This window comes from Bacillus sp. FSL W7-1346 (genome assembly GCF_038593335.1).
Classification (GTDB): Bacteria; Bacillota; Bacilli; order Bacillales; family Bacillaceae; genus Bacillus; species Bacillus altitudinis.
Map to the genome: position 1 here is coordinate 760,142 of NZ_CP151988.1, position 26,424 is coordinate 786,565.

The 26,424-nt window shown below is 41.5% G+C and carries 25 protein-coding genes; 17 read left to right on the top strand and 8 right to left on the bottom strand.

The window, feature by feature from the left end; translation table 11 throughout:
* Positions 1-73: 73 nt before the first annotated feature.
* From NST09_RS03765 to NST09_RS03785, 5 genes are all read left to right on the top strand, one after another.
* On the top strand, positions 74-1,669 hold the full coding sequence (locus tag NST09_RS03765; RefSeq protein ID WP_342493362.1) for a sensor histidine kinase: 1,596 nt from the start codon (positions 74-76) through the stop codon (positions 1,667-1,669).
* A gap of 3 nt (positions 1,670-1,672) precedes the next feature.
* Positions 1,673-2,371, top strand: coding sequence for a response regulator (locus NST09_RS03770; RefSeq protein WP_342493363.1), 699 nt, complete (start codon positions 1,673-1,675; stop codon positions 2,369-2,371).
* Between the two features lie 2 nt (positions 2,372-2,373).
* Positions 2,374-3,351: a tripartite tricarboxylate transporter substrate-binding protein gene (locus NST09_RS03775; RefSeq protein ID WP_046342937.1), complete on the top strand. Its 978-nt coding sequence runs from the start codon at positions 2,374-2,376 to the stop codon at positions 3,349-3,351.
* A gap of 190 nt (positions 3,352-3,541) precedes the next feature.
* On the top strand, positions 3,542-4,840 hold the full coding sequence (locus NST09_RS03780) for a citrate:proton symporter (protein WP_008341779.1): 1,299 nt from the start codon (positions 3,542-3,544) through the stop codon (positions 4,838-4,840).
* Between the two features lie 181 nt (positions 4,841-5,021).
* Positions 5,022-6,653 carry a M14 family metallocarboxypeptidase gene (locus tag NST09_RS03785; RefSeq protein WP_171465081.1) on the top strand — a complete coding sequence of 544 codons (1,632 nt, stop codon included), beginning with the start codon at positions 5,022-5,024 and terminating at the stop codon, positions 6,651-6,653.
* Between the two features lie 73 nt (positions 6,654-6,726).
* Here NST09_RS03785 and NST09_RS03790 read toward each other — a convergent pair whose 3' ends face one another.
* On the bottom strand, positions 6,727-7,212 hold the full coding sequence (locus tag NST09_RS03790; RefSeq protein ID WP_008341777.1) for a phenolic acid decarboxylase: 486 nt from the start codon (positions 7,210-7,212) through the stop codon (positions 6,727-6,729).
* Between the two features lie 113 nt (positions 7,213-7,325).
* Between NST09_RS03790 and NST09_RS03795 the strand changes: the two genes are divergently transcribed.
* From NST09_RS03795 to NST09_RS03805, 3 genes are all read left to right on the top strand, one after another.
* A complete protein-coding gene (locus tag NST09_RS03795) occupies positions 7,326-7,883 on the top strand; it encodes a PadR family transcriptional regulator (RefSeq protein WP_017358773.1) in 558 nt (185 codons plus the stop codon).
* A 104-nt stretch (positions 7,884-7,987) separates the two neighbouring features.
* On the top strand, positions 7,988-9,094 hold the full coding sequence (locus NST09_RS03800; protein WP_058214353.1) for a nitric oxide synthase oxygenase: 1,107 nt from the start codon (positions 7,988-7,990) through the stop codon (positions 9,092-9,094).
* A gap of 100 nt (positions 9,095-9,194) precedes the next feature.
* On the top strand, positions 9,195-9,620 hold the full coding sequence (locus NST09_RS03805) for a hypothetical protein (protein WP_342493364.1): 426 nt from the start codon (positions 9,195-9,197) through the stop codon (positions 9,618-9,620).
* A gap of 14 nt (positions 9,621-9,634) precedes the next feature.
* Here the strand turns inward: NST09_RS03805 and NST09_RS03810 are convergent, their stop codons facing one another.
* A complete protein-coding gene (locus NST09_RS03810; protein WP_039955923.1) occupies positions 9,635-9,907 on the bottom strand; it encodes an acylphosphatase in 273 nt (90 codons plus the stop codon).
* Between the two features lie 122 nt (positions 9,908-10,029).
* Between NST09_RS03810 and NST09_RS03815 the strand changes: the two genes are divergently transcribed.
* A complete protein-coding gene (locus NST09_RS03815) occupies positions 10,030-10,680 on the top strand; it encodes an MOSC domain-containing protein (protein WP_008341772.1) in 651 nt (216 codons plus the stop codon).
* Positions 10,681-10,721: 41 nt separating this feature from the next.
* Here NST09_RS03815 and NST09_RS03820 read toward each other — a convergent pair whose 3' ends face one another.
* The 3 genes from NST09_RS03820 to map all read right to left on the bottom strand — a co-directional run bounded on the left by NST09_RS03820 (position 10,722) and on the right by map (position 12,167).
* Positions 10,722-10,859 carry a YflJ family protein gene (locus tag NST09_RS03820; RefSeq protein ID WP_008341771.1) on the bottom strand — a complete coding sequence of 46 codons (138 nt, stop codon included), beginning with the start codon at positions 10,857-10,859 and terminating at the stop codon, positions 10,722-10,724.
* 134 nt (positions 10,860-10,993) lie between these two features.
* The gene (locus NST09_RS03825) at positions 10,994-11,155 is read right to left on the bottom strand and encodes a hypothetical protein (protein WP_008341770.1); all 162 of its coding nucleotides are present in this window, start codon (positions 11,153-11,155) and stop codon (positions 10,994-10,996) included.
* Positions 11,156-11,417: 262 nt separating this feature from the next.
* Complete coding sequence (map, locus tag NST09_RS03830) at positions 11,418-12,167, bottom strand: type I methionyl aminopeptidase (protein ID WP_008341769.1); 750 nt, start codon at positions 12,165-12,167, stop codon at positions 11,418-11,420.
* A gap of 190 nt (positions 12,168-12,357) precedes the next feature.
* Between map and nagE the strand changes: the two genes are divergently transcribed.
* Positions 12,358-13,722, top strand: a complete 1,365-nt coding sequence (gene nagE, locus NST09_RS03835; protein ID WP_342493365.1) for an N-acetylglucosamine-specific PTS transporter subunit IIBC — start codon at positions 12,358-12,360, stop codon at positions 13,720-13,722.
* Positions 13,723-13,740: 18 nt separating this feature from the next.
* Here nagE and NST09_RS03840 read toward each other — a convergent pair whose 3' ends face one another.
* A complete protein-coding gene (locus NST09_RS03840) occupies positions 13,741-14,499 on the bottom strand; it encodes a DUF817 domain-containing protein (RefSeq protein ID WP_057078333.1) in 759 nt (252 codons plus the stop codon).
* A 193-nt stretch (positions 14,500-14,692) separates the two neighbouring features.
* Between NST09_RS03840 and NST09_RS03845 the strand changes: the two genes are divergently transcribed.
* Positions 14,693-15,196 (top strand): DoxX family protein, encoded by a 504-nt coding sequence (locus NST09_RS03845; RefSeq protein ID WP_007496570.1) that lies wholly within the window; start codon positions 14,693-14,695, stop codon positions 15,194-15,196.
* A gap of 42 nt (positions 15,197-15,238) precedes the next feature.
* On the opposite strand, the gene NST09_RS03850 is transcribed toward NST09_RS03845, so the two are convergent.
* Both NST09_RS03850 and NST09_RS03855 read right to left on the bottom strand, forming a co-directional pair.
* Positions 15,239-15,826 (bottom strand): YjgB family protein, encoded by a 588-nt coding sequence (locus NST09_RS03850; RefSeq protein ID WP_342493366.1) that lies wholly within the window; start codon positions 15,824-15,826, stop codon positions 15,239-15,241.
* A gap of 94 nt (positions 15,827-15,920) precedes the next feature.
* Positions 15,921-17,903, bottom strand: coding sequence for an LTA synthase family protein (locus NST09_RS03855; RefSeq protein WP_008341764.1), 1,983 nt, complete (start codon positions 17,901-17,903; stop codon positions 15,921-15,923).
* 578 nt (positions 17,904-18,481) lie between these two features.
* On the opposite strand from NST09_RS03855, the gene NST09_RS03860 reads away from it, so the two are divergent.
* From NST09_RS03860 to treR, 6 genes are all read left to right on the top strand, one after another.
* Positions 18,482-20,140, top strand: coding sequence for a pyridoxal-dependent decarboxylase (locus tag NST09_RS03860; RefSeq protein WP_007496575.1), 1,659 nt, complete (start codon positions 18,482-18,484; stop codon positions 20,138-20,140).
* Positions 20,141-20,171: 31 nt separating this feature from the next.
* Positions 20,172-21,896 carry a methyl-accepting chemotaxis protein gene (locus NST09_RS03865; RefSeq protein WP_224559720.1) on the top strand — a complete coding sequence of 575 codons (1,725 nt, stop codon included), beginning with the start codon at positions 20,172-20,174 and terminating at the stop codon, positions 21,894-21,896.
* Between the two features lie 82 nt (positions 21,897-21,978).
* A complete protein-coding gene (locus NST09_RS03870; protein ID WP_224559719.1) occupies positions 21,979-22,383 on the top strand; it encodes a DUF1992 domain-containing protein in 405 nt (134 codons plus the stop codon).
* Between the two features lie 143 nt (positions 22,384-22,526).
* A complete protein-coding gene (treP, locus tag NST09_RS03875) occupies positions 22,527-23,960 on the top strand; it encodes a PTS system trehalose-specific EIIBC component (RefSeq protein ID WP_342493367.1) in 1,434 nt (477 codons plus the stop codon).
* Between the two features lie 15 nt (positions 23,961-23,975).
* Complete coding sequence (gene treC, locus NST09_RS03880) at positions 23,976-25,676, top strand: alpha,alpha-phosphotrehalase (RefSeq protein ID WP_017366820.1); 1,701 nt, start codon at positions 23,976-23,978, stop codon at positions 25,674-25,676.
* 19 nt (positions 25,677-25,695) lie between these two features.
* Positions 25,696-26,412, top strand: a complete 717-nt coding sequence (gene treR, locus NST09_RS03885) for a trehalose operon repressor (protein ID WP_007496585.1) — start codon at positions 25,696-25,698, stop codon at positions 26,410-26,412.
* The last annotated feature ends 12 nt before the right edge of the window (positions 26,413-26,424 follow it).

A 26,424-nucleotide genomic window follows, 5' to 3' on the forward strand; every position in this document is an offset into this window, starting at 1 on the left:
TGAGAAAAAATGATATGATTTTCTTAGAGTCTATTCGGGTGAATCTACTGAATTAGGGGTTGTGGCGGTGAGGATGGGCAAAAGGAAAGTCACTTTACAAACAAAAATTTTGGGGTTAATTATTGGTCTTTTGCTTGTTGTTATTGCCTTATTAACCATTTGTTTTGGTTTTTTGCAGACATCAGAAAGGCAGAACCAAGCTGAACAGCTGGCGGTGCAAACTGCTAGAACGATATCTTATATGCCGCCCATTAAAACATCGGTGGCCACGGGAGATTCGCAAAATGAAGAACAGGCTGTGCTTGAGCAAATGAAAGAGCAAGTAAGAGCGCATGCCATTTTTATCACCAATCAAAAAGGAAAGGTTCTTTTTCATACGAATCATAAGGATGTAGGGAAAACCATCAGTGTGTCGGAAGGAAGAAGTACACTGCTATTTGGAGGAACTTCCATATCAACGGGTGATTCTGATGGTGAAACCGTTGTCAGAGGAAGTGCTCCGATCATGAAAGAAACTGGCAGTTATGAAGAGATTATTGGGACAGTCAGTGTCGAATTTTTAAAAAGAGATATCGACCAAGCGACAGCTCATCAACTATTCAAATTAAGTTATATTGCCCTTCTTGTGCTCTTGCCTGGGGTTTTTGGAGCGATTTTTTTAACAAGGAGTATTCGAAAAGATATATTAGGGCTTGAACCGCATGAAATTGCTTCATTATATCGAGAAAGAGAAGCGATGCTGCATGCGATTAAAGAGGGAATCATTGCATTTGACCGTAAAGGTGCCATTACGATGATGAATACGTCAGCTGAACAGATGCTACGCGTCTCTTCAACGCTGCCTCTTCATATTGATCAAGTGTTGCCAAATGCCAATCTTCTATCCTATCTAAAGGTAGAGACGATTGAACCTAACATAGAATCAGTCGTCAATGATAAAACCTTCGTGTTAAATGTCAAAAAAGTGGTGCAGGACAATCGAGTATTTGGAGGAATTGTGAGCTTCAGGGAGAAAACCGAGCTGACAAAGCTGCTGGATACATTGACAGAGGTCAGTCAATATTCAGAAGACCTTAGAGCACAAACACACGAATTTTCGAATAAGCTGTACGCTATTTTAGGCTTGCTTGAGTTGAAACAAGTGGATGAAGCCATTGAGTTAATTAAAGAAGAGTATACACTTCAAAATCGCCAGCATGATTTACTCATGAAACAAATTCGCTCTCCGAAGATACAAGCCATTTTACTTGGGAAGTTAGGAAAGGCATCTGAAAAAAAGGTTCATTTTCACATTGATGAAAATAGTTCATTGGAGCCGCTCCCAGCCCATTTGAGTTTATCTCACTTTATCACCATCATTGGCAATCTCGTAGACAATGCGTTTGAGGCTGTATTGAATAAAGAGAAAAGAGAAGTCAGCTTGTTCATCACAGATATTGGATTTGATATTATCATAGAGGTATCTGATTCAGGGGACGGTGTAGATGAAGGAGCCATTTCACAACTTTTCACAAGAGGACATTCATCAAAGGGAGAAGGGCGAGGTTATGGACTTGCCAATGTCAAAGAAGTGCTAGATGAACTTGGGGGCTGGATTGAAGTTGCGAACCAAAAAGAAGGCGGTGCCATCTTCACTGTTTACATACCGAAAGGCACAAAGGGGGAATAGGTTGTGATAAAGGTACTCATTGCGGAAGATGATTTTCGAATCGCTGCGATTCATGAATCTTATATACAAAAGGTACAAGGCTTTCAAGTGGCCGGCAAGGCAAAGAGTGCAAAGGATCTGTGGGAGGCACTTCAAAAAGAACAAGTGGATCTCATTTTACTTGATGTCTACATGCCTGATGAGCTCGGCACGAACCTTTTGCCGCTGTTAAGAGAGCGCCATCCTGAAGTGGATGTGATCATTATCACGGCTGCAACGGAAACGATGCTGTTAAGAGACGCACTGCATTATGGAGTGGTTCATTATTTAATCAAACCAGTGACCGCCCAAAAATTCACGCAGGTGTTAACCGAATATAAAGAGAAGAGAGAGTTAATCAATTCAAAAGATGAAGTCAATCAAACGATGATTGATCTGTTTTTTGGTCAAATACAGGAAGAATCGCAGCAAAAGGATGAGCGAGACTTGCCAACAGGCATTAATTCACTGACTTTGGACAAAGTGAAAACATTCATGGCAGCAGAGATGAACGGAATTACAGCAGAAGAACTCGGAGAAAAAATGGGCGCATCACGCACAACAGCAAGACGATACGTAGAGTATCTTGTGACAAAGGGAGAATGCCGGGCAGAGCTGGCGTATGGAATCATTGGTAGACCAGAACGAAAATATTATCCCGCCAAAAAACAAACGGAGTCATAAAAATGAAAAAAGGAATACTCCTACTCATTTTGGTCTGTCTTTGTACAACGCTCACCTTTAATGAAAAAACAGCAAAAGATTCTTTCCTGGAGCACAGCCCATTATACATTGTGGTATCAGGTGTACCTGATGGCGGATTTGACCAAACAGCTCAAGTGATGAAAACCGTGCTAGAACAAGAAAAGCTAGTGGAAGAGCCTGTGCATATTCTTTATCAAAGAGGCGGAACGGTTGATAAAGGATGGACCTATATGATGGAGCGAGATGCCAATTATATCAGTTTAAATTCAAGCTTATTATTAAGCCGTAATTTGCTGGGCAGCAGTAACGTGACCATGAATGATGTTACCCCGCTCGCTATTCTTGCGGAAGAGTGGCAGGTAGTCGCAGTGCCAGTTGATTCTCCTTTCTCAAATGGAAAAGAGCTATTACACGCACTAAAAAAGAAACCGGATTCCTTAAAAATTGGGTTTGCCCCGGACTTTGGAAATGATGATCAAATCTCATTCGCACGGGCTGCCGAAATGGCAGGGATAGATCCGTACCGCATTCAGTTTTTAAAATTTGACAGTGCAGATGATTTATTCCAAGCACTCATTGACCATGAGGTAGATGCGGCAACTACAACCATTACGGAGGTTCGCCACGATTATGAAAAGAAAAGACTGAAGCTTGTTGCGACCACAACGAATCAGCGTTTAGAAGGATTCAAAGACGTGCCCACTTGGAAAGAACAAGGGATTCCGCTCATTTTCTCTCATTGGCGTGGTGTGATGGGACCAAAGCAAATGAATCAGCACGACATTCGAGCATGGGATCAGCTTCTTCAAAAAATGACGCAAACGAAGTCATGGAAAAAGCAGTTAAAACAAAAAGGCTGGACAGGCCGTTATATGAATAGTAAAGAAGCAAAGGTCTATATGGAAGATCAATTAAGGCGTTATGAGCAATTTATACAAGGAGAAAAAGCGGTCAAATGAGACCGCTTTTTTCATGGAACCAACAAAGAACAACAATTGCACAAAATGAACAAAAAGCATTTATCGACCAAAAAAGAATTAAAATTCATAATATTTACTTCAATTAAGGCGTCAGATATCATGACAGAAAGGGTTGGAAATGGGATACCAACATTTAATGAAAGCGTATACAACATAAGGGGTGAACGAAATGTTAGCGATCTTAGGATTTCTTATGATGATTGTATTTATGGTTTTAATTATGACGAAACGTATGTCTGTTTTAACGGCATTGGTATTAACACCGATTGCATTTGCTCTTATTGCAGGTTTTCATTTTACAGAAATTTCAGACATGATTGTCAAAGGTGTACAGCAAGTTGCTCCAACGGCGGTCATGATCATGTTTGCCATTTTGTACTTCGGGATTATGATTGATGCAGGTTTATTCGATCCAATGGTGGCGAAAATTTTAAAGATCGTCAAAGGCGATCCATTAAAAATTGTTGTCGGAACAGCCGTCCTGACGATGCTTGTCGCACTTGACGGTGATGGAACCACAACGTACATGATTACAACAACAGCCATGCTTCCACTATTTACACTGCTTGGCATTCGTCCGATTATTTTAGCGGGTATCGCCGGAGTCGGCATGGGGATTATGAATACGATTCCATGGGGAGGGGCAACACCTAGAGCGGCAAGTGCACTTGGCGTTGATCCATCACTTTTATTTGGCCCGATGATTCCAGTCATTGGTGCAGGGGTTTTGAGCATGATTGTGGTGGCATACTTTCTTGGGAAGTCTGAAAGAAAACGTCTTGGTGTTATTGAGCTCGAACAGCCGATTCATGCAAATGAAATGGCAGCAGCGCTGCAAGATGATATTAAGCGACCGAAACTTTGGTGGTTTAACCTAACGCTTACGTTGTTATTGGTGCTCCTTCTTGTCTCAGGAAAAGTCAGCTTAACGGTTCTATTTGTTCTGGCTTTCTGTGTGGCAATTATCGTGAACTATCCGAATTTAGAGCAGCAGCGTGAGCGGATTGCGGCTCACTCAACCAACGTCTTAGCGATTGCTTCGATGATTTTTGCGGCAGGTGTTTTTACAGGCATCTTAACTGGGACGAAAATGGTTGATGAAATGGCGATTTCGATTGTTTCAGCTATTCCAGAGCAGCTTGGCGGGTTTATTCCAGTCATTGTCGCGCTAACGAGCGGGATCTTCACTTTCTTTATGCCAAATGATGCATACTTTTATGGGGTACTGCCGATCCTATCAGAAACAGCGGCAGCGTACGGTGTCGATAAAATTGAGATTGCGAGAGCATCTATCATTGGTCAGCCGATTCATATGTTAAGCCCACTTGTTCCATCGACTCATTTACTTGTGGGACTCGTTGGGGTATCACTAGATCAGCATCAGAAATTTGGTATGAAATGGGCGGTTCTTGCAGTCGTCGCCATGACAGTGATGGCGGTTCTAATTGGGGCCATTTCGATCTGGTAATGAGAAGAGTGTCTGCTGCTCATGCAGGCGCTCTTTTTTAGGTCCTATTGCAGGGCAACATCCATTCATTTGCCCTATATAAAGACATGCATGATTCCTCCAAAAGATATATTTTTGAAAAATGCTGACACTTTTGCTGTTTTTTTCTTTATAATGCAAATCAACGAAGGGAGAGGATAGCATGTCCAAACAGAAAAGTACCATTCTTTTTGCTGCTATATGCCTCATGGCAGGAAGTTTGTCGATGGTGACACCAGCTTCAGCGAATGCAGAGACCCCTTATTATGGAAAAAGCTATGAGCAGCCAGCCACGGTTCAAAAACTGTATCCTGAGCCTGACGAAACGTTTGATACCCCTGCCTTTCAGAAAAAAGGAGAAGCATTTACCACACAAGAAGAGCTTCAAGATTTTTTACGTGACATTGTCAGTAAAAGTCCTTACGCCACGCAGAAACAGATTGGAACATCCATTGAAGGCAGATCCATTCCAGCCCTCTATTTTACAAAGGATCGTCACATCTCTCCACTGTCAAAAAAGCCAACGATCTGGCTTCAAGCACAAATACACGGAAATGAACCAGCCTCCGGTGAATCTGCCCTTGTCATCGCCAAACGACTAGCAGGTGATGAAGGAGAGCGTATACTGAGCCATGTCAACGTCATCATTGTTCCAAGAATCAATCCAGATGGTTCTTATGCATTTGACCGCAGGCTTGCAAACGGAATGGATGGCAACCGTGACCACATGACACTAGAATCTCCAGAGCTGACAGCCCTTCATCAAGAATTTAATCGCTTTGCGCCCGAGGTCGTCATCGATGCCCATGAATATGATGTTGGTCAAAAGCAGTTTGAAGACATCGGTGCATCAGGTGCACTCAAGTATCACGATTTGCTGATATTATCCGGTAAGAATTTGAACATTCCTGAAAGTATTCGTTTCACGTCAAATGAATTGTACGTCAACGGAGTGCGTGAAACATTGACAAATAAGGGATTTTCCAACGATTTATATTATACAAACACAAGAGGGAAGGACGGAAAAATCGATCTTTATGAAGGCGGAACTGATGCACGAATTGGCCGAAATGCCCTAGCGCTTTCACCAGCTATTTCATTTCTTGTAGAAAGTAGGGGGATTGGAATTGGCAGAGAGGACTTTACCCGGCGCGTGGCAGCACAAGTCACCACTCATGAAAAAATCATTGAGACAACAGTGAAGCATGCCAAGCAGGTGAAGCAGCAAATGGTGACGGAGCGGCTGAAACTTGTGAAAAAAGGTCTTCAATCAAACGATGATGATCAAGTGGTCATTCAAGATGCTTTCAAGGCGCCTGTGAACGATTCACTTGAAATGGTGGATATTGAGAAAGGACAAACCACCAATGTCCCGGTACGTTTTCATAGTGCAAGTGATGCGGTTCCTGTATTGACAAGAGAACGGCCGACAGCTTATCTTATTCTCCCAGGACATGAAGGAGTAGATAGAAAGCTCAGAACTTTAGGGTTAAAAAGTGTGACACTTCCTGTTGGCATGAAAGTACCTGTACAAGCCTATCAGGTAACAAAACGAGTGGAAACAAGCAAAACAGATATTCAGCTTGAAACGAGACTCGTTGAAAAGAAACGTCAGCTGCCAAAAGGAACAAAGGTATATGTGACTGCACAGCCAGAGACCAATTTGTTGTCACTTGCCCTTGAACCAGAATCAAAAGACAGCTATATGTCATCAGGTTTTATTGCATCAAAAGTAGGCGATGAACTACCAGTTTACCGATTCCTGTTATCTCAAAAGACGTTAGGTATAAAATAAAAAGGACTAAAATCAAGTTCATTTTAGTCCTTTGTCAACCATCCTAGAAGCGGCACAGTGCGTGCCGCTTTTTCTATTTTCGTCCAGCTCTGATCTCATCGGTCATGCCTTCATACGGTGCTTCTGCGATAATCGTTTCATCGTTTACCCCAGCATGGTGGATGTACGTAATGTCTGCGAATTCTGGTACGACATACTTCGGATAGGTTTCATATTTTTCACGGGATTCTTTCATGAGGTCGATATAGTCATTTTGATAGCAAACGGTGATATCTGGACGTTCATGCACCCATTTTGGGAAGAAAATGACCCCATGCATGCGTTTCTCCTCAGGCATAAAGTTTAAAGACACGTCTGTCCCAGTCGGTTCCGTCCAGGAAACTTTGTATACCCCTTTTGTCAGCTTCACAATATTCACTTCTTGATCACGAACCCAGCGGCCTCCAACCATTCCGCTATGAATGCGGTAATCAATGGTGTGATCATTTTTAATGTAAATCTCATATTCCCAGCCATTTTCATACGTATAAATCATATGAAGTCCAACGAATTGATCCATGTTTATTCCTTCTTTCAATTAAAATGATGTTGTTTCAAACATGTCATGATTTACATGTTTATTTTAGGGTGTATGGTATACTATTGTCAAAGAATATGCGTTGGAGGCATGTCATGAGAGTACTGAAATATGCCATTCTTGGCTTACTAGATCAGCGTGAGCTGACGGGATACGATATGAAGAAACACTTTGAAGATTCCCTTGGACAGTTTTGGAGTGCGAAGCATAGTCAAATATACCCTGAATTAAAGCGGCTAACAGAAGAGGGTTTTATTGAATTTGATATTCACATACAAGGAAAAAAGCTAGAGAAGAAGGTTTATCAAATCACTGATGCAGGAAAAAGAGAACTGCATGAATGGTTAAGGGAAAAAGGCCCGATTCCAGACACAACAAAAGATGAATTTATGTTAAAAACGTTCTTTATCTCATCTATGGATCAAAAAGAAGCGGCCGGTCTGTTCGCACATCAGCTGCTGGAGCGAACAAAGAAAGTAGAGATGCTTAAACAGAAACTGAACATTTTAACAGAAGAAGATCCATCTGCCCAATCACTGCATTCAACACAATTCGGGCATTATTTAGTGCTGACAAGAGCAATTGAAAGGGAAAAAGGATATGTTCGCTGGCTCCAAAAGACCCTTGAAGTCATTGATTCATCCATTGTCTAAGGACAATCGTCGCACGATATGATAAAAAATGGTTTGAAACAAGTGAATTTATCAATAGAAACCGCTACAATGGATATATTCGTATTAAAGTGAGGCGAGTATGTTTGAGTAACCAAGAAGCGTTGTGGAATGAAGCAGAAGCTTTTATTTCTGTATGCTATGAAGAATTAGGCAAATCAAATGAAGAAAAAGCAGCACGTCTGCATGAAATAAAAAAAGAAATTGAGTCTGATGGCATGTATACTCATACGCAGGAAGAATTAGCTCACGGGGCAAAAATGGCATGGCGCAACAGCAACCGGTGCATTGGGCGCTTGTTTTGGTCAACACTGCATGTGCATGACTGCCGGCACGTGACAACAGAAGATGAGGTGAAAGAGGCACTCTTTCATCATATTGAGTATGCGACAAATGGCGGTAAAATCAAACCGTCCATTACCATCTTCCCACCAGAGAATAAGGGACGGAAGGAAGTCGTTATTTATAATCATCAGCTCGTTCGTTATGCGGGATATGAGTCGGAATATGGCATCATTGGGGACGAGGCATCACTTGAATTAACCAAGTTGTGTGAAGCGCATGGCTGGAAAGGCGAAGGCACGCATTTTGACCTTCTGCCACTTATGTTTCAGCTAAAAGATCAGCCGCCGGTTCTGTATGATCTTCCGAAAGAGATTGTTCAAGAGGTAGAGATCACTCATCCTGAATATGATGGATTCGGTGATTTAGGACTGAAATGGTATGCTGTTCCGATTATTGCTGATATGAAATTAGAAATTGGTGGCATTCATTACAATGCGGCACCGTTTAATGGATGGTATATGGGAACAGAAATTGGCGCACGAAATCTAGCTGACGAAAACCGCTACAATATGCTGAAAAAAGTCGCTTCTATTTTAGGGCTCGATACAACAAAAAATTCGTCACTTTGGAAAGACAAAGCCATTGTCGAATTGAATGTCGCGGTTCTCCATTCTTACAGGGAAGCAGGGGTGACCATTGTGGATCATCATACAGCTGCCCATCAGTTCAAACAATTTGAAAAACAGGAAGAAAAAGCTGATCGTAAGCTGACTGGTGATTGGACATGGCTGATTCCGCCAGTATCACCAGCTGCTACGCATATCTTCCATCGTCACTATGACAATACGATCGTGAAACCGAATTATTTTTATCAGGAAAAACCCTACCACGGGACGGAAAGAGCCTAGCGAAAAGCTAGGTTTTTTTGTATGAAATGAGTCTTTGGAATGTTGTTTGATTTGGAAAATGATGGTTTAATGGCGGTGAAATCAAAAAGGGGGAATAGAGATGAAAAAAATGACGTTGCTCATATTTTTGGCTGTATTCAGTTTCAACGGATTTCTACCACTAGGTGATGAAAGAGCTAAAGCAACGACTGGAGCAATGGTTCAGAATGACATCAATTTAAAGGTGACAACCGATCGTTCAACTTATACTTCGCTTCATCCTCAGGTCAACATCAACATGACAGCAACAACAAATGAAACACTTTATTATACAGCTGCTGTTCGAAAACTTACTTTCCCAGTGACACCAGTCTTTACACACGAAGGGTCTATCTCTGGACAAAACGCTTTCGCAGCACCTACTCGTTTATTACTTCCTAACAGTGGATCAGCCAATTATGATGTTCATGTGAGTCTCTACAAAGATGCTTCACGTACAACCTTGATTGGTTATTATGTTGCAAACCCATTTACTGTTGTGAAATAAAGGACACACATCAACTATCCTCTAATCCGAAAGTCTTGATAATGGGCGAACGTGGTGAGCGGCTCCATGTCCAAATGTGTGACTTTTGAAAAAGGACTGCCTTTACGGACGGTCTCTAAAAAGTCAAAAACCTCCTGCTGCTCTCCTTCTACTTTTAACTCCACGTGACCCTCATCTGTGTTGCGTACCCAGCCTTTTATCCCTCGATTGACGGCTTCTCCTTGAACAAAATATCGAAAGCCGACTCCTTGCACTCGTCCTTTTACAATAGCTTTATAATGAACCAATGTCATCTCTCCTTTTTTCTCATCGTACCATAACCTGCCTCGTTCCTTCATGTACCGACTATGATTTGACTGTCAAACCATGTAAAATAAAAGCAATCAGACAATCAAAGGAGATGGCGAGAGTGGGGCAGACAAGGTACGACATCGAAGGAATTCAAGTAGGACAACCTATCACCACCTATGTGAATGGTAAAGAAATCAAAACAGCCATCAACAAAAAGCGTATTCACGAGCCTGTTTATTTGAGTAAGCTCAATTTTGATGGAGATGGCCAAGGTGATTTGGTCCATCACGGAGGTGATGATAAAGCCATTTGCGTCTTTCCATATGATCACTATACTTACTTTGAGCAATTTTTAGGGGTGTCGTTACAGGAAGCAGCCTTCGGTGAAAACGTGACTGTGCATCAGCTTGTAGAGACAGAAGTCCGTATTGGAGATGTATTTCAGTTTGGGGAAGCGCTTGTTGAGGTCAGCCAGCCAAGACAGCCATGTGTGAAGCTCTCTCTTAAGCATGGAAACATGAAGCTTGTGAAGGAAGTGCAGCAAACGGGATATACCGGTTTTTATTTGCGTGTGCTGAAAGAAGGAATGGTCTCTCCTGATGAAGCTCTTGTGTTAGTCGAAAAAGCGCCCCATTCCATCACAGTCCACGAAGTCAATGAAGTTAAATACCGTCAAGTAGATCAAAACAGGCTGAAAGCAGTTCTTGAAGTAGATGCCTTAGCAGATGTGGTCAGGAAGTCTTTAGAAAAACGTGTTCAGCCCATATAAAAAAGCCGTACATCTGATATGGATGTACGGCTTTTCAACATTTAAGAGCTCGTTTTCTTTTGCTCAAGAAGATTTGCAAGGAAATAAGTTTTAAAGCTTTGAAGCTTTCTTCCTTCATGCTTGGTCACACCAAGCTTCTTTAATTCTTCGACATACCAGCCTTTGCTACCATAATGCATGATAGAAAACTCCTTTCAATGGAAACTGCCTGCATTGTAACATCTCAAAAAAGGACGTGAAAAGTGTGCAGGTGTTTAGAAATGAAAACTGATTCTATCTGCCTATGATCCATGTATATGCTGGAAATAATCATTTATGAATTTGGCGGGTTGAGGGTAACGATGATCATGCCGACTGTCATAATCATGATGACAATACCGAGGTAGGTCATCATGGATTGTTTTTTCTTAATACCTACAACCGTTAAAATAATACTTTCAATAAAGAAGATAACACCGATGATGATGAACCACATAACAAATAAGACCCCTTTCGCATATCTTTGCCTATTTTACCACAGGCATTTTTGTTTAGTCGTGACAGATTCGTGAAAGGGATTGCAGATTGTTGAGAAATGGCTAAAATGAACTTGATTTTAGCCATTTGTCTTCTTTTTAGCGTGATTGAAAACCTTTGCATTCTAGGAAGGACGAGTACCGGCACGCAGGACTGACACCGAATGCGAGGGTTTGTCTACAAACTGAAATCCCCTCCAGTGAAGGAGGGGACCCGCTTACTTACAGCTTTGTTAAAATAATCGGTTCGTCTTTTGTGATCACAATCGTATGTTCAATCTGTGCGACCAGGCTCTTATCAGGTGTTTTAAATGTCCAGCCGTCATCTGCTTGATAAATCGATTCAGCATTTGTTGAAATGAAAGGTTCAAAGGCGATCACTGTCCCATTCTTAAACAAAGCATTATCGAATGGATCATAATAGTTCAAAATATGGTTAGGTGCTTCATGCAGGCTTTTCCCAATGCCGTGTCCTGTCAGGTTTTTAATGACGGTAAATCCTTGTTCTTTGGCTGTATTGTAGACTGCACGGCCAATTTGATTTTGTCTTTTTCCGGCTTTCGCGTGCTTTAATCCTTCAAGGAATGCATCCTCTGCACACTGGCATAATGCTTCAAGACGAGCATCTCCTGTACCTAAAACGAATGAAATCCCAGTATCGGAATAATATCCATCAAGCTCTGCTGAGATATCAATATTAATAAGGTCGCCCTCTTGTAAAATGGTTTTTTCACTTGGAATGCCATGTGCGACTTCATCATTGACACTGATGCAAGTCGTACCGGGGAAATCATATTCTTTTTCAGGAGCTGAATTGGCTCCATGCTCTTCTAATATTTTTTTCCCAATCAAATCTAATTCTTTTGTAGACATGCCTGGTTTCGCTTGGCTTTTCATTTCTTCTCTTGCCAAAGCGACAATTCGGCCGACTTTTTTTAAGGCTTCTAACTCATGATCATGTTTGACAATCACTGTTCATTCCCGCTTTCTATAACTTCATTCTATTCAATAGCTTACCACATTTTACGCCAAAAGAGTAAAGGCTGAGATTTGGGTGAGATGTGGACAAATTGGTATAGATAACTAGATGTGCATATGATATATTTTTTATGAACATCATGAGAGATTTGTTCATGATGATGACGAAGGGGGGAGAAATAAGATGGTGTTTCAGTTTTTTCAAAAGTTAGGAAAATCATTTATGCTTCCAATCGCTGTGCTTCCTGCAGCGGGTATCATTTTGGCTATTGGGCGGGAAGATGTATTCAACATCCCGTTTATTCATGCGGCAGGAAATGCAATTTTTGCGAATTTGGCTTTAATTTTTGCTATGGGTGTAGCGATTGGTATTTCAAAGGATGGTAACGGAGCAGCGGCGTTATCTGGAGCGATCTCTTATTTTATTTTGTCAGCTGGTACCACGTCGATCAATTCGACCAACAATATGGGGGTATTGGGTGGTATTTTGTGCGGACTTTTGGCAGGTTACGTTTACAATAAATTTAAGGACACGAAACTGCCTGAATACTTAGGTTTCTTTAGTGGAAGACGGCTTGTGCCTATTATGACAGCACTTTTTACCATTCTATTAGCAGCCGTTTTTGGTTATGTATGGCCTCCAATTCAAAGTGTGATCAATGATTTAGGGGAGTGGATTTTAAGTCTTGGAGCAACGGGTGCCGGGCTGTTTGGCTTCTTTAACCGCTTGCTCATTCCATTAGGACTTCACCATGTGCTGAATAATCTATTTTGGTTTCAATTCGGTGAATTCAGCGGAGCGACTGGTGATTTAGCGCGGTTCTTCAAAGGCGATCCAAGTGCAGGTGTCTTTATGACTGGTTTCTTCCCAGTGATGATGTTCGGGCTGCCGGCGGCATGTCTCGCGATGGTTGTGACCGCAAAGCCTGAAAAACGAAAAGCAACAGCCGGTCTTATGATTGGGATGGCACTGACGTCATTTATTACAGGGATCACAGAACCAATTGAATTCTCATTTATGTTTTTATCTCCACTTTTATATGGTGTTCATGCGATATTAACGGGTCTTTCGCTCTTTATTGTCAACACCTTAGGCATTCATAGCGGTTTCGCTTTTTCAGCCGGTGCGATTGATTACGTTTTAAGTTTTGGAATTGCGCAAAAACCCATTCTGTTACTTGTGGTTGGGGTCATCTATGGCGTGATTTACTTTGTTGTTTTCTATTTCCTGATTAAATTGTTAAAGCTAAAAACACCGGGCAGGGAAGATGATGACATCGAAGATATCCCAGGGGATGATACACATACTGCCGGAGCAAGTATGCTCGTAGAGGGACTAGGCGGCAAAGACAATATCACCACAATTGACCATTGTGCGACCCGTCTTCGTTTAACAGTAGAAGATACCGATTTATTAAATGAAGGTACATTGAAAAAAGCAGGTGCCAAAGGGGTACTGACGTCAGGAAAAACTTCCGTACAAATCATCATTGGAACAAATGTCGAATTTGTCGCCGATGATCTTCGCAAGGAAGTCGATCGGGACTAAAAAAAGCGTTCAGCCAGATCAAATGGGCTGAACGTTTTTTTGTTTTCGCTGTTCGATCACCAGTACAATGCTGATGACAACAAGTAAAAACCATGAACTGATTTTACCAAGATGGACGAGAGACCAAGCATGCTGCTGATTTGGATATTGCCATGCTCCTAAAAAGGTCGTGACATTTTCGGCCACCCAAATAAAAAAGCCAATCAGCAAAAACGAGATAACAAGCGGCATACGAAAGGTCGATGAACCGACCTGAAAGGACACTTTTGTTTTTCGAAACACAACCACTAGGAGTAATGTCAGCCACCAGCGTAAATCATAGATCCAGTGATGAGTAAAGAAATTGAGGTAAATACATAAACTGATCCCAATCGAAAGGTACGGCTGAGGCCATGCTTTCACCTTCACGTGAAGCCGAGTCAGTGCCTGATAAATATAGCTTGCCACGCTCGCATACATAAAACCGCTATAGAGCGGAACCCCCAAAATTTTCGTATAAGCTTCTTCAGGATAGGACCATGAACCCATATGTACTTTGTAGATTTCTAAGCCTATTCCAATCACATGAAAGAGACAAATAACCTTCAACTCTGTCAGCGTCTCAAGCCGTAGCATCAGCATGAGAAGCTGTGCCATGAGGCAAAGCAGAAGAATAACATCATATCGATGAAGAAAAGGAATAGACACGACCTTTGATAGGGCAAGCGCCGTAAAGATCATGACAGGAAATAGACAAGAGATGGCCTGTAAATAAGCAAAATGAAATAATGTTTTCATACAAAATGTAACCCCTTTTCACTGTCTGAATTACTGAGACGGTGATAACGAGAGAAAAGTTTACCTCAACTAGATATTCATGAACAATTTGTGAATATATATGTGAAAAGGATCACAAATGTATATTAAGTAGTATAATAAGATCATAAAGAAAATGTGAAATATTTCACATAATTTAAAAGGAGGCATCATCATGTTTACAAAATTCTTACAAACGAATGTATGGGCAGCGGTTATCCTTTTGGCAGCAAGACTTTATATCGGATGGACTTGGCTGACATCTGGTATTGGAAAACTAACAGGCGGATTCGATGCATCAGGATATTTGCAATTTGCCATAGCTGAACCTGTTGTGAAAGATGGACATCTTGTTTATCCGTTCTATGTCTGGTTTTTAGAAAATGTCGCGTTGCCAAATGCCGGACTCTTCAGTGCCATGGTCATGTGGGGAGAAATCTTAGTTGGTCTAGGACTAATTGTTGGATTGTTCACAACAACAGCAGCCTTTTTTGGAAGCGTGATGAATGTCTCTTTCTTACTAGCTGGAACCGTTTCTGTTAACCCGCTTCTTCTTCTGATCGCCGTCTTCATTATGGCAGCGAAAGGAAATGCCGGAAAACTTGGCCTTGATTATGTAGCAGGTCCAGTCCTTAAGCGAAAACTGAAAAGAAAGCCGCATTTAGAAGTGGCATCTTAATAAAAGAAAGCATCCTGAGCGAAAACTCAGGATGCTTTTTATTTAAGAATCACTTTTTATAAGGTTGATATGCAAGACTGTTAACGAGTGCTGACTGATATCTGGATCATGTCCGACGATAAATTCGAGCTCATAATCACCGGTCTGATAAACGTATTTCTTCTCTTTTGTTTGTGGGATGGTGCTGACTGAATCTGCTGGTCCAAGATGTTTCTTTAATAGGGAAGGAGTCATTCCTCCGATATTCGTTTCTTTTTCTACATTTGTTCCAAAATAACGGATTTCGTTAATCTTGCCTTTTTTGTCATAGTGAAAAGCAAATCCAGGGTTGCCCATCTCAGCATGATACAAATCAAAGCCGCTTTGACCCGTTTCTGGATAAGGCTGTCCTAGTTTATGCCGAACGTCTTTTTTTGTTTGAACCCCTATTTTGAGTCCTTCTGCATAGTATGGCATTTGTCCTTGATGTGCTAGCTGATAAATGCTGTTTAGCGCTGCTTTCGGCCCTTGAGGAATGGACTGTTCTGTCTCCGTTTTGGTCATGGTGTGTGCTGAAATCGCCGGGCTAAAACCGAATAAGGTGGAAGAAGCGAGTGAAGCGGTCACGACAAAAGCTGCTGTTTTTTTCATGATTAATCAATCCCTCCTTCTTCAACTATACCCGGTGTCATGCGGATCAAACGTAAAAAGCCCCAGCTGACGGCTGGGGCCTTAAATGAAAAAGTTATTTGGAAGACGAGCTGGATTCATCTTTGGCGGAAGAGGAATCTTTTTCATCCTGTACTTTCTTTGTGTAGTCATAATCATTGCGTTCAATTGGTGTAAAGCCTTTAGGTTTGTAGAAACGGAGTAAATCTTCCGTGACAATCTTATCAGATGTCTCTAGCATCTTTTTCACCGTTTCGTTTTCTTGTGATGCCTTTTCAGTCGGCTCGATTTTTTCACCTGTTTTGTTGCTGTAATAGTTGTTGCCTACTTTCGTGTAGTCCTTAGACACGAAGTCTCCATTTCTAAATGGCACAAGCTCTTTAAAGTTCTTCGATAAGATATCAGAACCAGACATTAAATAGTTCTTCGTATCATCTCCGAGCAGGTGGAGAAGAGTAGGCGCAACATCGACTTCACCAGAGTATTTATGAATCTGTCCGCCTTTTACGCCTGGCACATGGATAAAGAGCGGCACACGCATAAGCTGGGCATTTTCATAGTCTCCAATTTTTTCGCCAGTCACTTTTTCCATCGCTTCATTATGGTTTTCTGAAATGCCGTAATGGTCACCGTACATAATGACGACGGTATTGTCATAGAGACCAGATGTCTTCAAGTCATTAAAGAACTGTTCAATGGCTTCATCTAAATAATGAGCAGATTGGAAGTAGTTATCAACGACGGAGTCTCCGAAGTCGCCAGGTTCAAAATCAGTATCACCTTCATCCATACCAAATGGGAAGTGGTTTGACAGCGTAATGAATTTTGAATAAAACGGCTGTTTTAGATTTTCAAGCATTGGCATGGATTCTTTGAAGAACGGTTTGTCTTTCAATCCATAGTTCTTCGTATCTTGTTCATTCATATCGTAGTATTCAGAATCGTAAAATCTGTCATATCCAAAGGACTTAAACATTTCATTTCGGTTCCAGAACGTTTTCGTATTCCCGTGGAATTCTGCGGACGTGTATTGGTCCTTTTTCAAAATGCCAGGAAGCGCCTGATATGTGTTTTGAGCTTTGTTAATAAACACAGAGCCTTGTGATAATGGGAAAAGCCCCGTATCCATCATAAATTCCGCATCAGATGTCTTTCCTTGTCCTGTTTGATGGAAGAAGTTATCAAAATAAAACGTTTTGTTGTCATGGGCTAATGAATTGAGAAAAGGAGTGACCTCTTTTCCATTCACCTTGTAATCAATGACAAAGTTTTGCAGTGATTCAAGAGAAATCGTAATGACGTTCATGCCTTTCGCTTTCCCGTAATAAGCTGGGTTAGGATCAGCGCTGTTCGCCTTTAGATAATTCTCTACATCTGTTACATCACTTGAATTTGCCAGGGCACGCTGGCTGTTTGATTTCACATTTTGAATGGCATCAAACACCGTAAAATTATAAGCACCCAAGTATTTGACTAAATAATTGCGGTCGAACGATCTTGATAAAAGCTCTGGGCGATCAATTTCTGCTGCGATTAAGTTGACAACAAAGATCAGAACAGAGGACACAAGAACGAGTCTAAACGATTTTGTTTTTTGAACAGGTACAGTCGCTGTACTTGTTTGCTGCTGTCTTTTCATGCGGACTGCGAGTACGATCAAGATGATGGTATCGAGAAAGTAAAACATATCAGTCCAACGCATGAGTGAAAATGCACTATCACCTAATTGTCCGCCATTCGTTCCTGCCTGCATCACTGTAGGCAGCGTGATAAAGTCATTGAAGAATCGATAGTACACGATGTTTGCGTAAAGTAAAAAAGACATGAAAAAGTGAATCACAATGATAGCGGCAGGCTGCCATTTTTTCTTGAACAATAAAGCAAAGCCAAGAAAGAACAAGCTGGAGCTAATAGGATTCACAAAAAGCAAAATATGCTGAAGCACATTTGATATACCAAGTTTAAATTCGATTAAATAAGCTGTATACGTCTTGAGCCATAACAAGATGGCTGCAATCACAAAGAAGCCGAGGCCCCTTTTTTGAATAAATGTTTTCATTTAAACACTCCTTTTCTCCGTTAAACGGAAGAGGCGGAACGAAAGAAAACGAACCATTAGAATATACCATGAAATGCACAAATAGAAAAGTCATAACCGGTGAGCACCTAAGGCAACCTGTCCGAGCTAGAAATGGGAAGACATCGAAAATATTCGATCTCCGAAAAACTTTTTGTGAAATTCATCCTAATAATGACAGAAAATTCTGTATTTTTCCTGTTGCTATATCAATAAAACAGGTAAAAAGACACAAGTCTAAAGAATTAATTTGATTTCTACAATGGTGCATTTAGGCGGATTTCCAGTGTTTATTAATGTTTATGCAGGTTAAGTAAAAAAAATGAATGAATAAACCGCTGAATTGTCTGGATAATAATTCCTTCAAGAAAGTATATTGATATATATTGTTGTTTCACAAACATAATGGTTTTGATGTGTATTGTAAGGGTTTTATTCTTTTTGACGGGTGAACAAATTATCTAAATATACTTAAGTGTACAGTTCGACACTATAAACTTTTGAAACGGGGTCGATATAGACAGTGACAGGAAATCTTCCATTGAAAGGATTGATAGTATATGACTGTACGAGCACAGAACCTCGTTCAGAACTGGTTTCCGAGTGAGGACGGAAATGCAGAAGAGCGGAAAGAACTCATTAAATTAATGGAACAGATCATTTCAGGGGTCGATGACCTGAAGGATCCGAACCGTGCTCACCTAAAAGGTGAAAAGAATCGCGAGGAGGACTTTTACAAAAAGCTCACTGAAACAAGTCAAATTCCGATGAACGGACAACAAGCGGAACTTGTGAATGAAGAATTACTGAAGCTTTTACATAATCATCCATACCACACGAAGTATTTCTTCACGAACATTTTGCCAATGGCAAGTACACCAGGAATTCTAGGCATGCTGACGGCTATGCTGGTTAACGGAAACAACCTTTGGGATGTGTATGGACCAGCAGGTGCGGAAGCTGAGGTCAGAGTGGTCTCAATGATGTCTAAGCTCATCGGATATGATCCAAATGTGAGCGGGGGCTACACAACATGGGGAGGTCAAGGGGCTATTTTCTCGGGGCTTCGTTTAGCGATTGCGAAAGTTGCACCGGAGTCATTACGAAAAGGCGTCCCGCAAAATCTTTATGCGTTTTGTTCTGATGCAGCACATTACAGCTTATTTAAGTCAATGGAAGCAACAGGGATTGGCACAGACAACTTAATCAGAATTAAGACGAATAAAGATCATTCGATGGATATGGAAGATTTGCGTTGTCAAATGGAACGTGTTGCCCAAAATGGCGGAATTCCCGTTTATATTGTGGCAACAACCGGAACAACAGATGCCATTGCAATTGATGATGTAAAAGGGGTGCGTGAAACGGCAGAAGCCATTGCTGAGAAGTATGGTCTCAAGGTGCCGCATATTCATGCAGATTCGGCGCTTGGTGGATTCTTTGCTTTCTTTAATGAGTATGATGTATCTGAAAACCCGCTGCAATTCTCAGACGGTGTTCTTCGTATGCTAAAAGAAATCAAAGCGAAATTCCAGCATCTTTCTCTTGCTGACACGATGTGTTTTGACTTTCAAAAACTCGGACAAACACCGTACACATCTAGTTTATTCTTAGTGAAAAACGCTGCTGACTTAAAGCGCTTGGATCTAGAAGAACAAGAAACACCATATGTTGGACATAGAGGATACGGGGAATACCATACCGGTTATACGCTTGAATGCTCAAGAATGGGAAGCTCCATCAGCATGCTAAGTGTGCTGCTAACGTTTGGAATTGAAGGATACCAGCGCTTGCTCGGTCAATTTTTAGAGGTGAACCTTGCATTTAGAGAAGCACTTCGTCAGGAAATTCCACAAGCAGAAGTCGTCAATGATGACAATGTCGGAATGGCTACATTGTTTAGAATTTACCTAGACGGCTCTCCTCGTTTTAAGGAAGAAATATCTGGAGAAGCAACTGCTATGGAAATTGAGCGCAACAATGATTTGAACAAAATCCTCTTTGAAAAGCTTGGAGAGAAAAGAGACGAAATGTTCTTTGGTGATACAACGAAGTTTTTACAAGTCAATGCCAAAGAAGGTCAAGAATTCTATCTAAGTGTGAGTAAATTTTTTGTGATTTCACCTTATACGTTACCGGAGCATATCCCTCATATCGTATCTTATTTAAAAGATGTCATTGCATCTGTTTGTGGACAATTTGAAAGTGTAGAGGCTTAAATTAAAATTGAGAGTGGAGATGTAGAAAAAAATGGCGAAACAAAGGAAGTTTGGAGGACTTACGATATCCTCCAAAATCATGTCAGTCGTTGTCGTAACATTACTCGCAACCGTTGCATTATTCGTTCTAACATTTTATTTAGTTAGCCAGGATTTATCTTCCCAATTATTAAAGCAATTTGATTATCGATTAACAACAGATATTGATACAGCGAAAAAAGAAATCGATCATATTGATGGAAATGTCCTTAGCATTAGCGGGAAGGATGATCCCATTTATGTGGAGATCAAAAAGAAATTCACAGAACTACAAAAAGATCATACGCTTGAGAACTTATACGTGTTATCAAATAAGGGCGGCAAAGAAAGAATCATCGTACTAACAGGGGAAGACAATGATTTTGATCAAGATTATGTCTTTTCAGATGAAATGAAACAAGCTCTTTCTGAAGATAAAATGGTCAAAAGTGACATTTACGTTGATTCGTATGGGACTCATAAATCCGTCTTTTTACCAATTAAAGATTCAGGCGGTGAACTCACGGGGATTTTAGGAATTGACTTAGATGCCTCTGTTGTTCCAGCAACAACGAAAAAGCTGACAATTTATATCACAGTAGCATCTGCGATTGTGCTCATCGGCGGATTACTCTTCTCATTCTTCATGGGAAGAAGAATTGCAAAACCAGCACGCTCATTAATGGAATCAGCGGATCGAATTGCAGATGGTGATTTAACTGGCATGGTAGAAGTTCAAAGTAAAGATGAGATCGGTCAATTAGCGGCTTCCTTCCAGAAAATGCAGGGACGGATCAAAGAGCTTATTGGACAGATCTCAAACTCATCAAGTGAAGTGTCGAAAATGTCTTCACAGCTTCGCACAGTGACAACGGAATCTAGTCAAAGTGCACAACAAGTGTCAGAAGCGATGACGAATATGAGTGAAGGAATCAATGATTCAGTCGCAAACATTACAGACTGCACAACATCTGTTGCGGAAATCGATACACAAATCGAAGGCGTGACAAAAGAAGTGGATGAAATGAAATCTGTTTCATCAGAAGTACAAGAGCAGTCAGAATCTGGTCAAAAATTGGTGCAGCATGTGCTTGAACATCTCAACATGTTACATGACATGATGACAAGCTCCAAGCAAGCGGCAGAAGAATTGCAATCACATTCAACAGAAATTGAAAGTGTCATCTCCATTATTACGGACATTTCAGCGCAAACGAATCTGCTTGCACTGAATGCTTCTATTGAAGCCGCACGTGTAGGAGAAGAAGGAAAAGGATTTGCCGTTGTCGCTGATGAAGTCCGTAAGTTAGCTGAACAGTCAGCTGATGCAGCTAAAACGGTCTCAGACTTAGTCATTGGCACACAGGAAAATAGTCAGCGTGTCCTTGAAAGCGTGGAGGAAAGCAGTAAAGCAGTGGAAGAAGGCCGGGAGCAAATGAAAGGCACCTCGCAGAACTTCGCTGGTATTTATGATGGAGTGTCTCAATTTGCAAGCAGAACGAACAATTTGCTTCAATCTATTCAGCAGGTAGAACGAGCATATCAAACAATTTCTACATCGATTGAACAAATTTCGGTCGTGTCAGAAGAACATGCGGCAAGCTCTCAAGAAGTAGCGGCAGCAACAGAACAACAAAGTGCTGGCATGCAGCAAATTTCAAGTGCGATTGAACAGCTCTCTGACATGTCAGAGGACTTGGCACAAATGGTATCTACTTTTAAAATCGACAAAAAATAACGAGAAAGCTGGCTCTTGTGAGAGAGTCAGCTTTTTTGCTATGCTTAACCAAAATATCAGACGATCTGAAAGGAGACGTGTCATGGATTTTGCGCAGAGATTGTCAGAAGAACGGATCAAAAAGGCGATGGACCATGGAGCTTTTGAAGGACTATCAGGCTTTGGGAAACCTCTGCCAAAGGATGATGCTGCTCATGTACCAGAAGAGCTGAGGATGGGCTATCGAATCATGAAAAATGCTGGCTTTGCCGGGGAAGAAACCGCTTTGAAAAAAGAACTAATGACGGTCAAAGAATTACTGAAAACGAGTATAGATGGAGAAGAAAGAAAAAAACTCTCTCTCGTATGTGAGGAAAAACAAAAACGCCTCGATGAACTCACATCCAAGCGCCAAACGTTTGCTCGACCAGCCTCCTCCTTTTATAAGAATAGGGTCTACGAAAAACTAACGGAGCATAAAAAAGATGATGACACGCTGCCTCTCTGAGCACATTGAGGGAGCTTTTTTTATGAAAGCGCTACATTTTCTTATTGACTACATGTATATACAAATATAAAATATGAAGTGAACATGTATATACAAGTTTTGATTCTTTTTTCTTATAAAAAAACGATCTCGGAGGGGATAGCATGGCTGATTATCAGGCAGCGGCAGATCAGATTGTGAAAGCCATTGGCGGCAAAGAAAACATTGATCAAGCCACACATTGTGTGACAAGACTTCGTTTTGTGCTAAAAGATGAAGGTAAGGTGGATGAGAAAGCACTAGAACAAATTGATGAAGTGAAGGGATCTTTCTCAGCGAATGGCCAATACCAAGTGGTCATTGGTCAAGGAGTGGTGAATCGGGTTTATGCCGAAATGGTCAAACAGACGGGAATCGGCGAAGCGACAAAAGAGGACGTCAAGCGTGCCTCTGATCAGAAATTAAATCCTTTACAGCGTGCGGTGAAAACGCTTGCAGATATCTTCATTCCAATCCTTCCAGCTATCGTGACAGCCGGTTTATTGATGGGGATTAATAATATTTTAACAGCTCCTGATATTTTCTTTGATCAAAAATCCATTGTGGATGTGTATCCGGCATGGGCGGATTTAGCAAATATGATCAACTTGATTGCAGGCACTGCCTTTACCTTTTTGCCAGCATTAATCGGCTGGTCGGCTGTCAAGCGGTTTGGAGGTAATCCACTTTTAGGGATGGTCCTCGGACTGATGCTTGTACATCCAGATCTGTTGAATGCGTGGGGATATGGAGCGGCGGAAAAGACAGGTGATATTCCTGTTTGGAACTTGTTTGGACTTGAAGTACAAAAGGTAGGTTACCAAGGGCAGGTTCTTCCGATACTCGTCGCCTCCTATTTACTCGCAAAGCTCGAATTATTTATAACAAAAAGGACACCTGAAAGTATTCAGCTGTTAGTTGTTGCACCAATTACATTATTACTCGTTGGATTTTTATCATTTATCGTCATTGGTCCCGTTACATTTGCGATCGGAAACGTTTTAACATCTGGACTCGTCACCGTATTCCAGCAATTCGCAGCACTTGGCGGTCTTTTATATGGCGGATTGTATGCAGCGTTAGTCATTACAGGGATGCATCATACGTTCCTAGCAGTCGATATTCAGCTGATTAACTCAAAACTGCACGGCACGTTCCTATGGCCAATGCTCGCCCTGTCTAATATTGCTCAAGGATCAGCAGCACTTGCGATGATGTTTGTCTTAAAAGATGAAAAGCAAAAAGGGCTCTCGCTGACATCAAGTATTTCTGCTTACTTGGGCATTACTGAACCGGCGATGTTTGGGGTGAACTTGCGCTATAGATTCCCGTTTATTTTTGCCCTGATCAGTTCAGGGATAGCTGGTATGTTTATTGCCTCACAAGGGGTACTGGCAAGTTCAGTCGGCGTTGGAGGCATTCCAGGAATCTTCTCGATCATTCCGAAATATTGGGGGGCATTTGCCATCGGAATGGTGATTGTGCTGATCGTCCCATTCATTGGTACCCTTTTATATGCAAAACTTAAAAAGAAGGATGTATCACAAGAACTTAACTAGTGGTGGTGAAGGAAATTGAATCAACAAACAAACGAACCGTGGTGGAAAAAAGCCGTGGTCTATCAAATCTATCCGAAGAGCTTTTTAGACACAACAGGCTCTGGTACAGGTGATATCAATGGCGTGACGAAAAAGCTCGACTATATCAAAGAGCTAGGGGCGGATTGTATTTGGCTGACCCCTATGTATGAGTCACCACAGCATGACAATGGTTATGATATTAGTGATTATACAAAAATCCATGACATGTACGGCACAATGGCTGATTTTGAGCACATGCTGAAAGAAGCACATGAACGAGGGATCCGTGTCATCATGGATCTCGCCGTGAACCATACGTCGATTTTCCATGAGTGGTTTCAAGCCTCCCGAGAGTCGAAGGAGAACCCGTATCGAGACTATTATATTTGGAAGGAGCCGAAAGCGGACGGCTCTCCTCCGAATGACTGGCAGTCAAAGTTTGGCGGGCCAGCGTGGGAATTAGATGAAGCGACAGGTGACTATTATCTTCATTTATATGATGTTACCCAGGCAGACCTCAACTGGGAACATGATGAAGTACGCAGGAAAGTATATGACATCATGCACTTTTGGTTTGAAAAAGGGATCGATGGATTCAGACTGGATGTCATCAATAACATTTCAAAGGATCAACGCTTTTTAGATGATGCCGGGCAATCAGTGCAAGGTGACGGGCGTATGTACTATACAGATGGGCCGAGAATTCATGAATTTTTGCATGAAATGAATCAGGAAGTGTTTTCGAAATACGATAGCATGACCGTGGGGGAAATGTCTTCAACGAATATTACAGACTGCATTCGGTATACAAGACCTGATCGGCAGGAGCTGGATATGACGTTTAATTTTCATCATTTAAAAGTCGACTATCCTAACGGTGAAAAGTGGGCCATTGCGCCATTTGATTTTCTAGAGTTGAAATCAATTCTGTCAGAATGGCAGACGAAAATGCATGAGGGCGGCGGCTGGAACGCACTCTTTTGGTGCAACCATGACCAGCCACGCATCGTGTCTAGATACGGTGATGATGGCACGTACCATCAGCAATCAGCGAAGATGCTGGCGACCACCATTCATTTGATGCAAGGCACTCCTTATATTTATCAAGGTGAAGAAATTGGGATGAAGAATCCTCGCTTTGAGGACATTTCGTCATACCGCGATATCGAATCACTCAATATGTACGAAGTCATGCTTGAAAAAGGGAAAACAAAGGAAGAAGCTTTGGCGATTTTACAGGTCAAATCAAGAGATAACGCAAGGACACCTATGCAATGGACGTCGGAAAAAAATGTGGGGTTCTCAAAAGGTACGTCTTGGATTGAACCAGCTAAAAACGGCATTTCAGTAGAAGCTGCCTTAAAAGATGAGACGTCGATTTTTTATCATTATCAAGCCCTTTGCAGGCTTCGTAAGGAACTTGATGTAATCACCTATGGGAGCTTTACTTTACTGCTGGCAGATGATCCAAAGGTGTTTGCGTATGTCCGAGAAGGCAAAGATGAGAAGATTCTCGTGATCAACCATTTTTATGCAGGCGAGACGGACTTTACACTTCCAGATGAGCTTGCAAAGGATGTCAATGAAATGGAAGGGCAAGTTCTGCTGTCCAATTATGAGGATGTGCCGGCAGATATCAAGGGATTTACGTTGCGCCCATATGAGTCAATCGTTTATCATTTAACCAAACGCTAGTAAATGGGGCGGAAGGAAAATGAAAGAGAATAAGTTTCGAGTGATCTATGATCAGCTCGCAAGACGAATTGAACAAGGTGAATGGCAGGATAAAGGCATCCTCCCATCAGAACATGAGCTGTCTGTCATGTATGACACATCCCGTGAGACGGTGAGAAAGGCATTAAACATCCTTGTGCAAAATGGCTATATCCAAAAAATTCGCGGGAAAGGCTCAGTATTGCTGAACCGAGAGAAAATGCAGTTCCCAGTTTCGGGTCTTGTCAGCTTTAAAGAGCTTTCCCAAACGCTTGGGCGCAAGACGGTAACAACGGTTCATGAGTTCGGTTTAATCAAGCCAGATCAGTATATTCAGTCTCAGCTGAAAATCAGTGGGCAGGAGGACGTTTGGGAAGTCATTCGCTCTCGCAATATTAGCGGAGAAGAAGTCATTTTAGACAAAGATTACTTTTTGCAAAAACATGTGCAGGTCTTGTCTAAGGACATTTGTGAAGGATCGATTTACGAGTATATTGAAGGAGAACTTGGGGTCTCGATTAGTTATGCTCAAAAGGAATTTGTGGTCGAGCCATGTACTGAAGAAGATGAAAGGTATCTCGATTTGAACGGGTTTGATCATGTGGTAGTGGTGAAGAATTATGTGTTCTTGGAGGATACGAGTCTATTCCAATACACAGAAAGCCGCCACCGCCTAGATCGTTTCAGGTTCGTGGATTTTGCTAGAAGAGAGAAGTAGACAGGGCCGAGG

Excerpts from the sequence above, each read along its gene's own strand:
- NST09_RS03765 (WP_342493362.1), top strand. The coding sequence starts at position 74 with ATGGGCAAAAGGAAAGTCACTTTACAAACAAAAATTTTGGGGTTAATT.
- NST09_RS03775 (WP_046342937.1), top strand. The coding sequence starts at position 2,374 with ATGAAAAAAGGAATACTCCTACTCATTTTGGTCTGTCTTTGTACAACG.
- NST09_RS03780 (WP_008341779.1), top strand. The coding sequence starts at position 3,542 with ATGTTAGCGATCTTAGGATTTCTTATGATGATTGTATTTATGGTTTTA.
- NST09_RS03785 (WP_171465081.1), top strand. The coding sequence starts at position 5,022 with ATGTCCAAACAGAAAAGTACCATTCTTTTTGCTGCTATATGCCTCATG.
- NST09_RS03790 (WP_008341777.1), bottom strand. The coding sequence starts at position 7,212 with ATGGATCAATTCGTTGGACTTCATATGATTTATACGTATGAAAATGGC.
- NST09_RS03795 (WP_017358773.1), top strand. The coding sequence starts at position 7,326 with ATGAGAGTACTGAAATATGCCATTCTTGGCTTACTAGATCAGCGTGAG.
- NST09_RS03805 (WP_342493364.1), top strand. The coding sequence starts at position 9,195 with ATGAAAAAAATGACGTTGCTCATATTTTTGGCTGTATTCAGTTTCAAC.
- NST09_RS03820 (WP_008341771.1), bottom strand. The coding sequence starts at position 10,859 with ATGCATTATGGTAGCAAAGGCTGGTATGTCGAAGAATTAAAGAAGCTT.
- NST09_RS03825 (WP_008341770.1), bottom strand. The coding sequence starts at position 11,155 with ATGTGGTTCATCATCATCGGTGTTATCTTCTTTATTGAAAGTATTATT.
- nagE (WP_342493365.1), top strand. The coding sequence starts at position 12,358 with ATGGTGTTTCAGTTTTTTCAAAAGTTAGGAAAATCATTTATGCTTCCA.
- NST09_RS03840 (WP_057078333.1), bottom strand. The coding sequence starts at position 14,499 with ATGAAAACATTATTTCATTTTGCTTATTTACAGGCCATCTCTTGTCTA.
- NST09_RS03845 (WP_007496570.1), top strand. The coding sequence starts at position 14,693 with ATGTTTACAAAATTCTTACAAACGAATGTATGGGCAGCGGTTATCCTT.
- NST09_RS03850 (WP_342493366.1), bottom strand. The coding sequence starts at position 15,826 with ATGAAAAAAACAGCAGCTTTTGTCGTGACCGCTTCACTCGCTTCTTCC.
- NST09_RS03855 (WP_008341764.1), bottom strand. The coding sequence starts at position 17,903 with ATGAAAACATTTATTCAAAAAAGGGGCCTCGGCTTCTTTGTGATTGCA.
- NST09_RS03860 (WP_007496575.1), top strand. The coding sequence starts at position 18,482 with ATGACTGTACGAGCACAGAACCTCGTTCAGAACTGGTTTCCGAGTGAG.
- NST09_RS03865 (WP_224559720.1), top strand. The coding sequence starts at position 20,172 with ATGGCGAAACAAAGGAAGTTTGGAGGACTTACGATATCCTCCAAAATC.
- NST09_RS03870 (WP_224559719.1), top strand. The coding sequence starts at position 21,979 with ATGGATTTTGCGCAGAGATTGTCAGAAGAACGGATCAAAAAGGCGATG.
- treP (WP_342493367.1), top strand. The coding sequence starts at position 22,527 with ATGGCTGATTATCAGGCAGCGGCAGATCAGATTGTGAAAGCCATTGGC.
- treR (WP_007496585.1), top strand. The coding sequence starts at position 25,696 with ATGAAAGAGAATAAGTTTCGAGTGATCTATGATCAGCTCGCAAGACGA.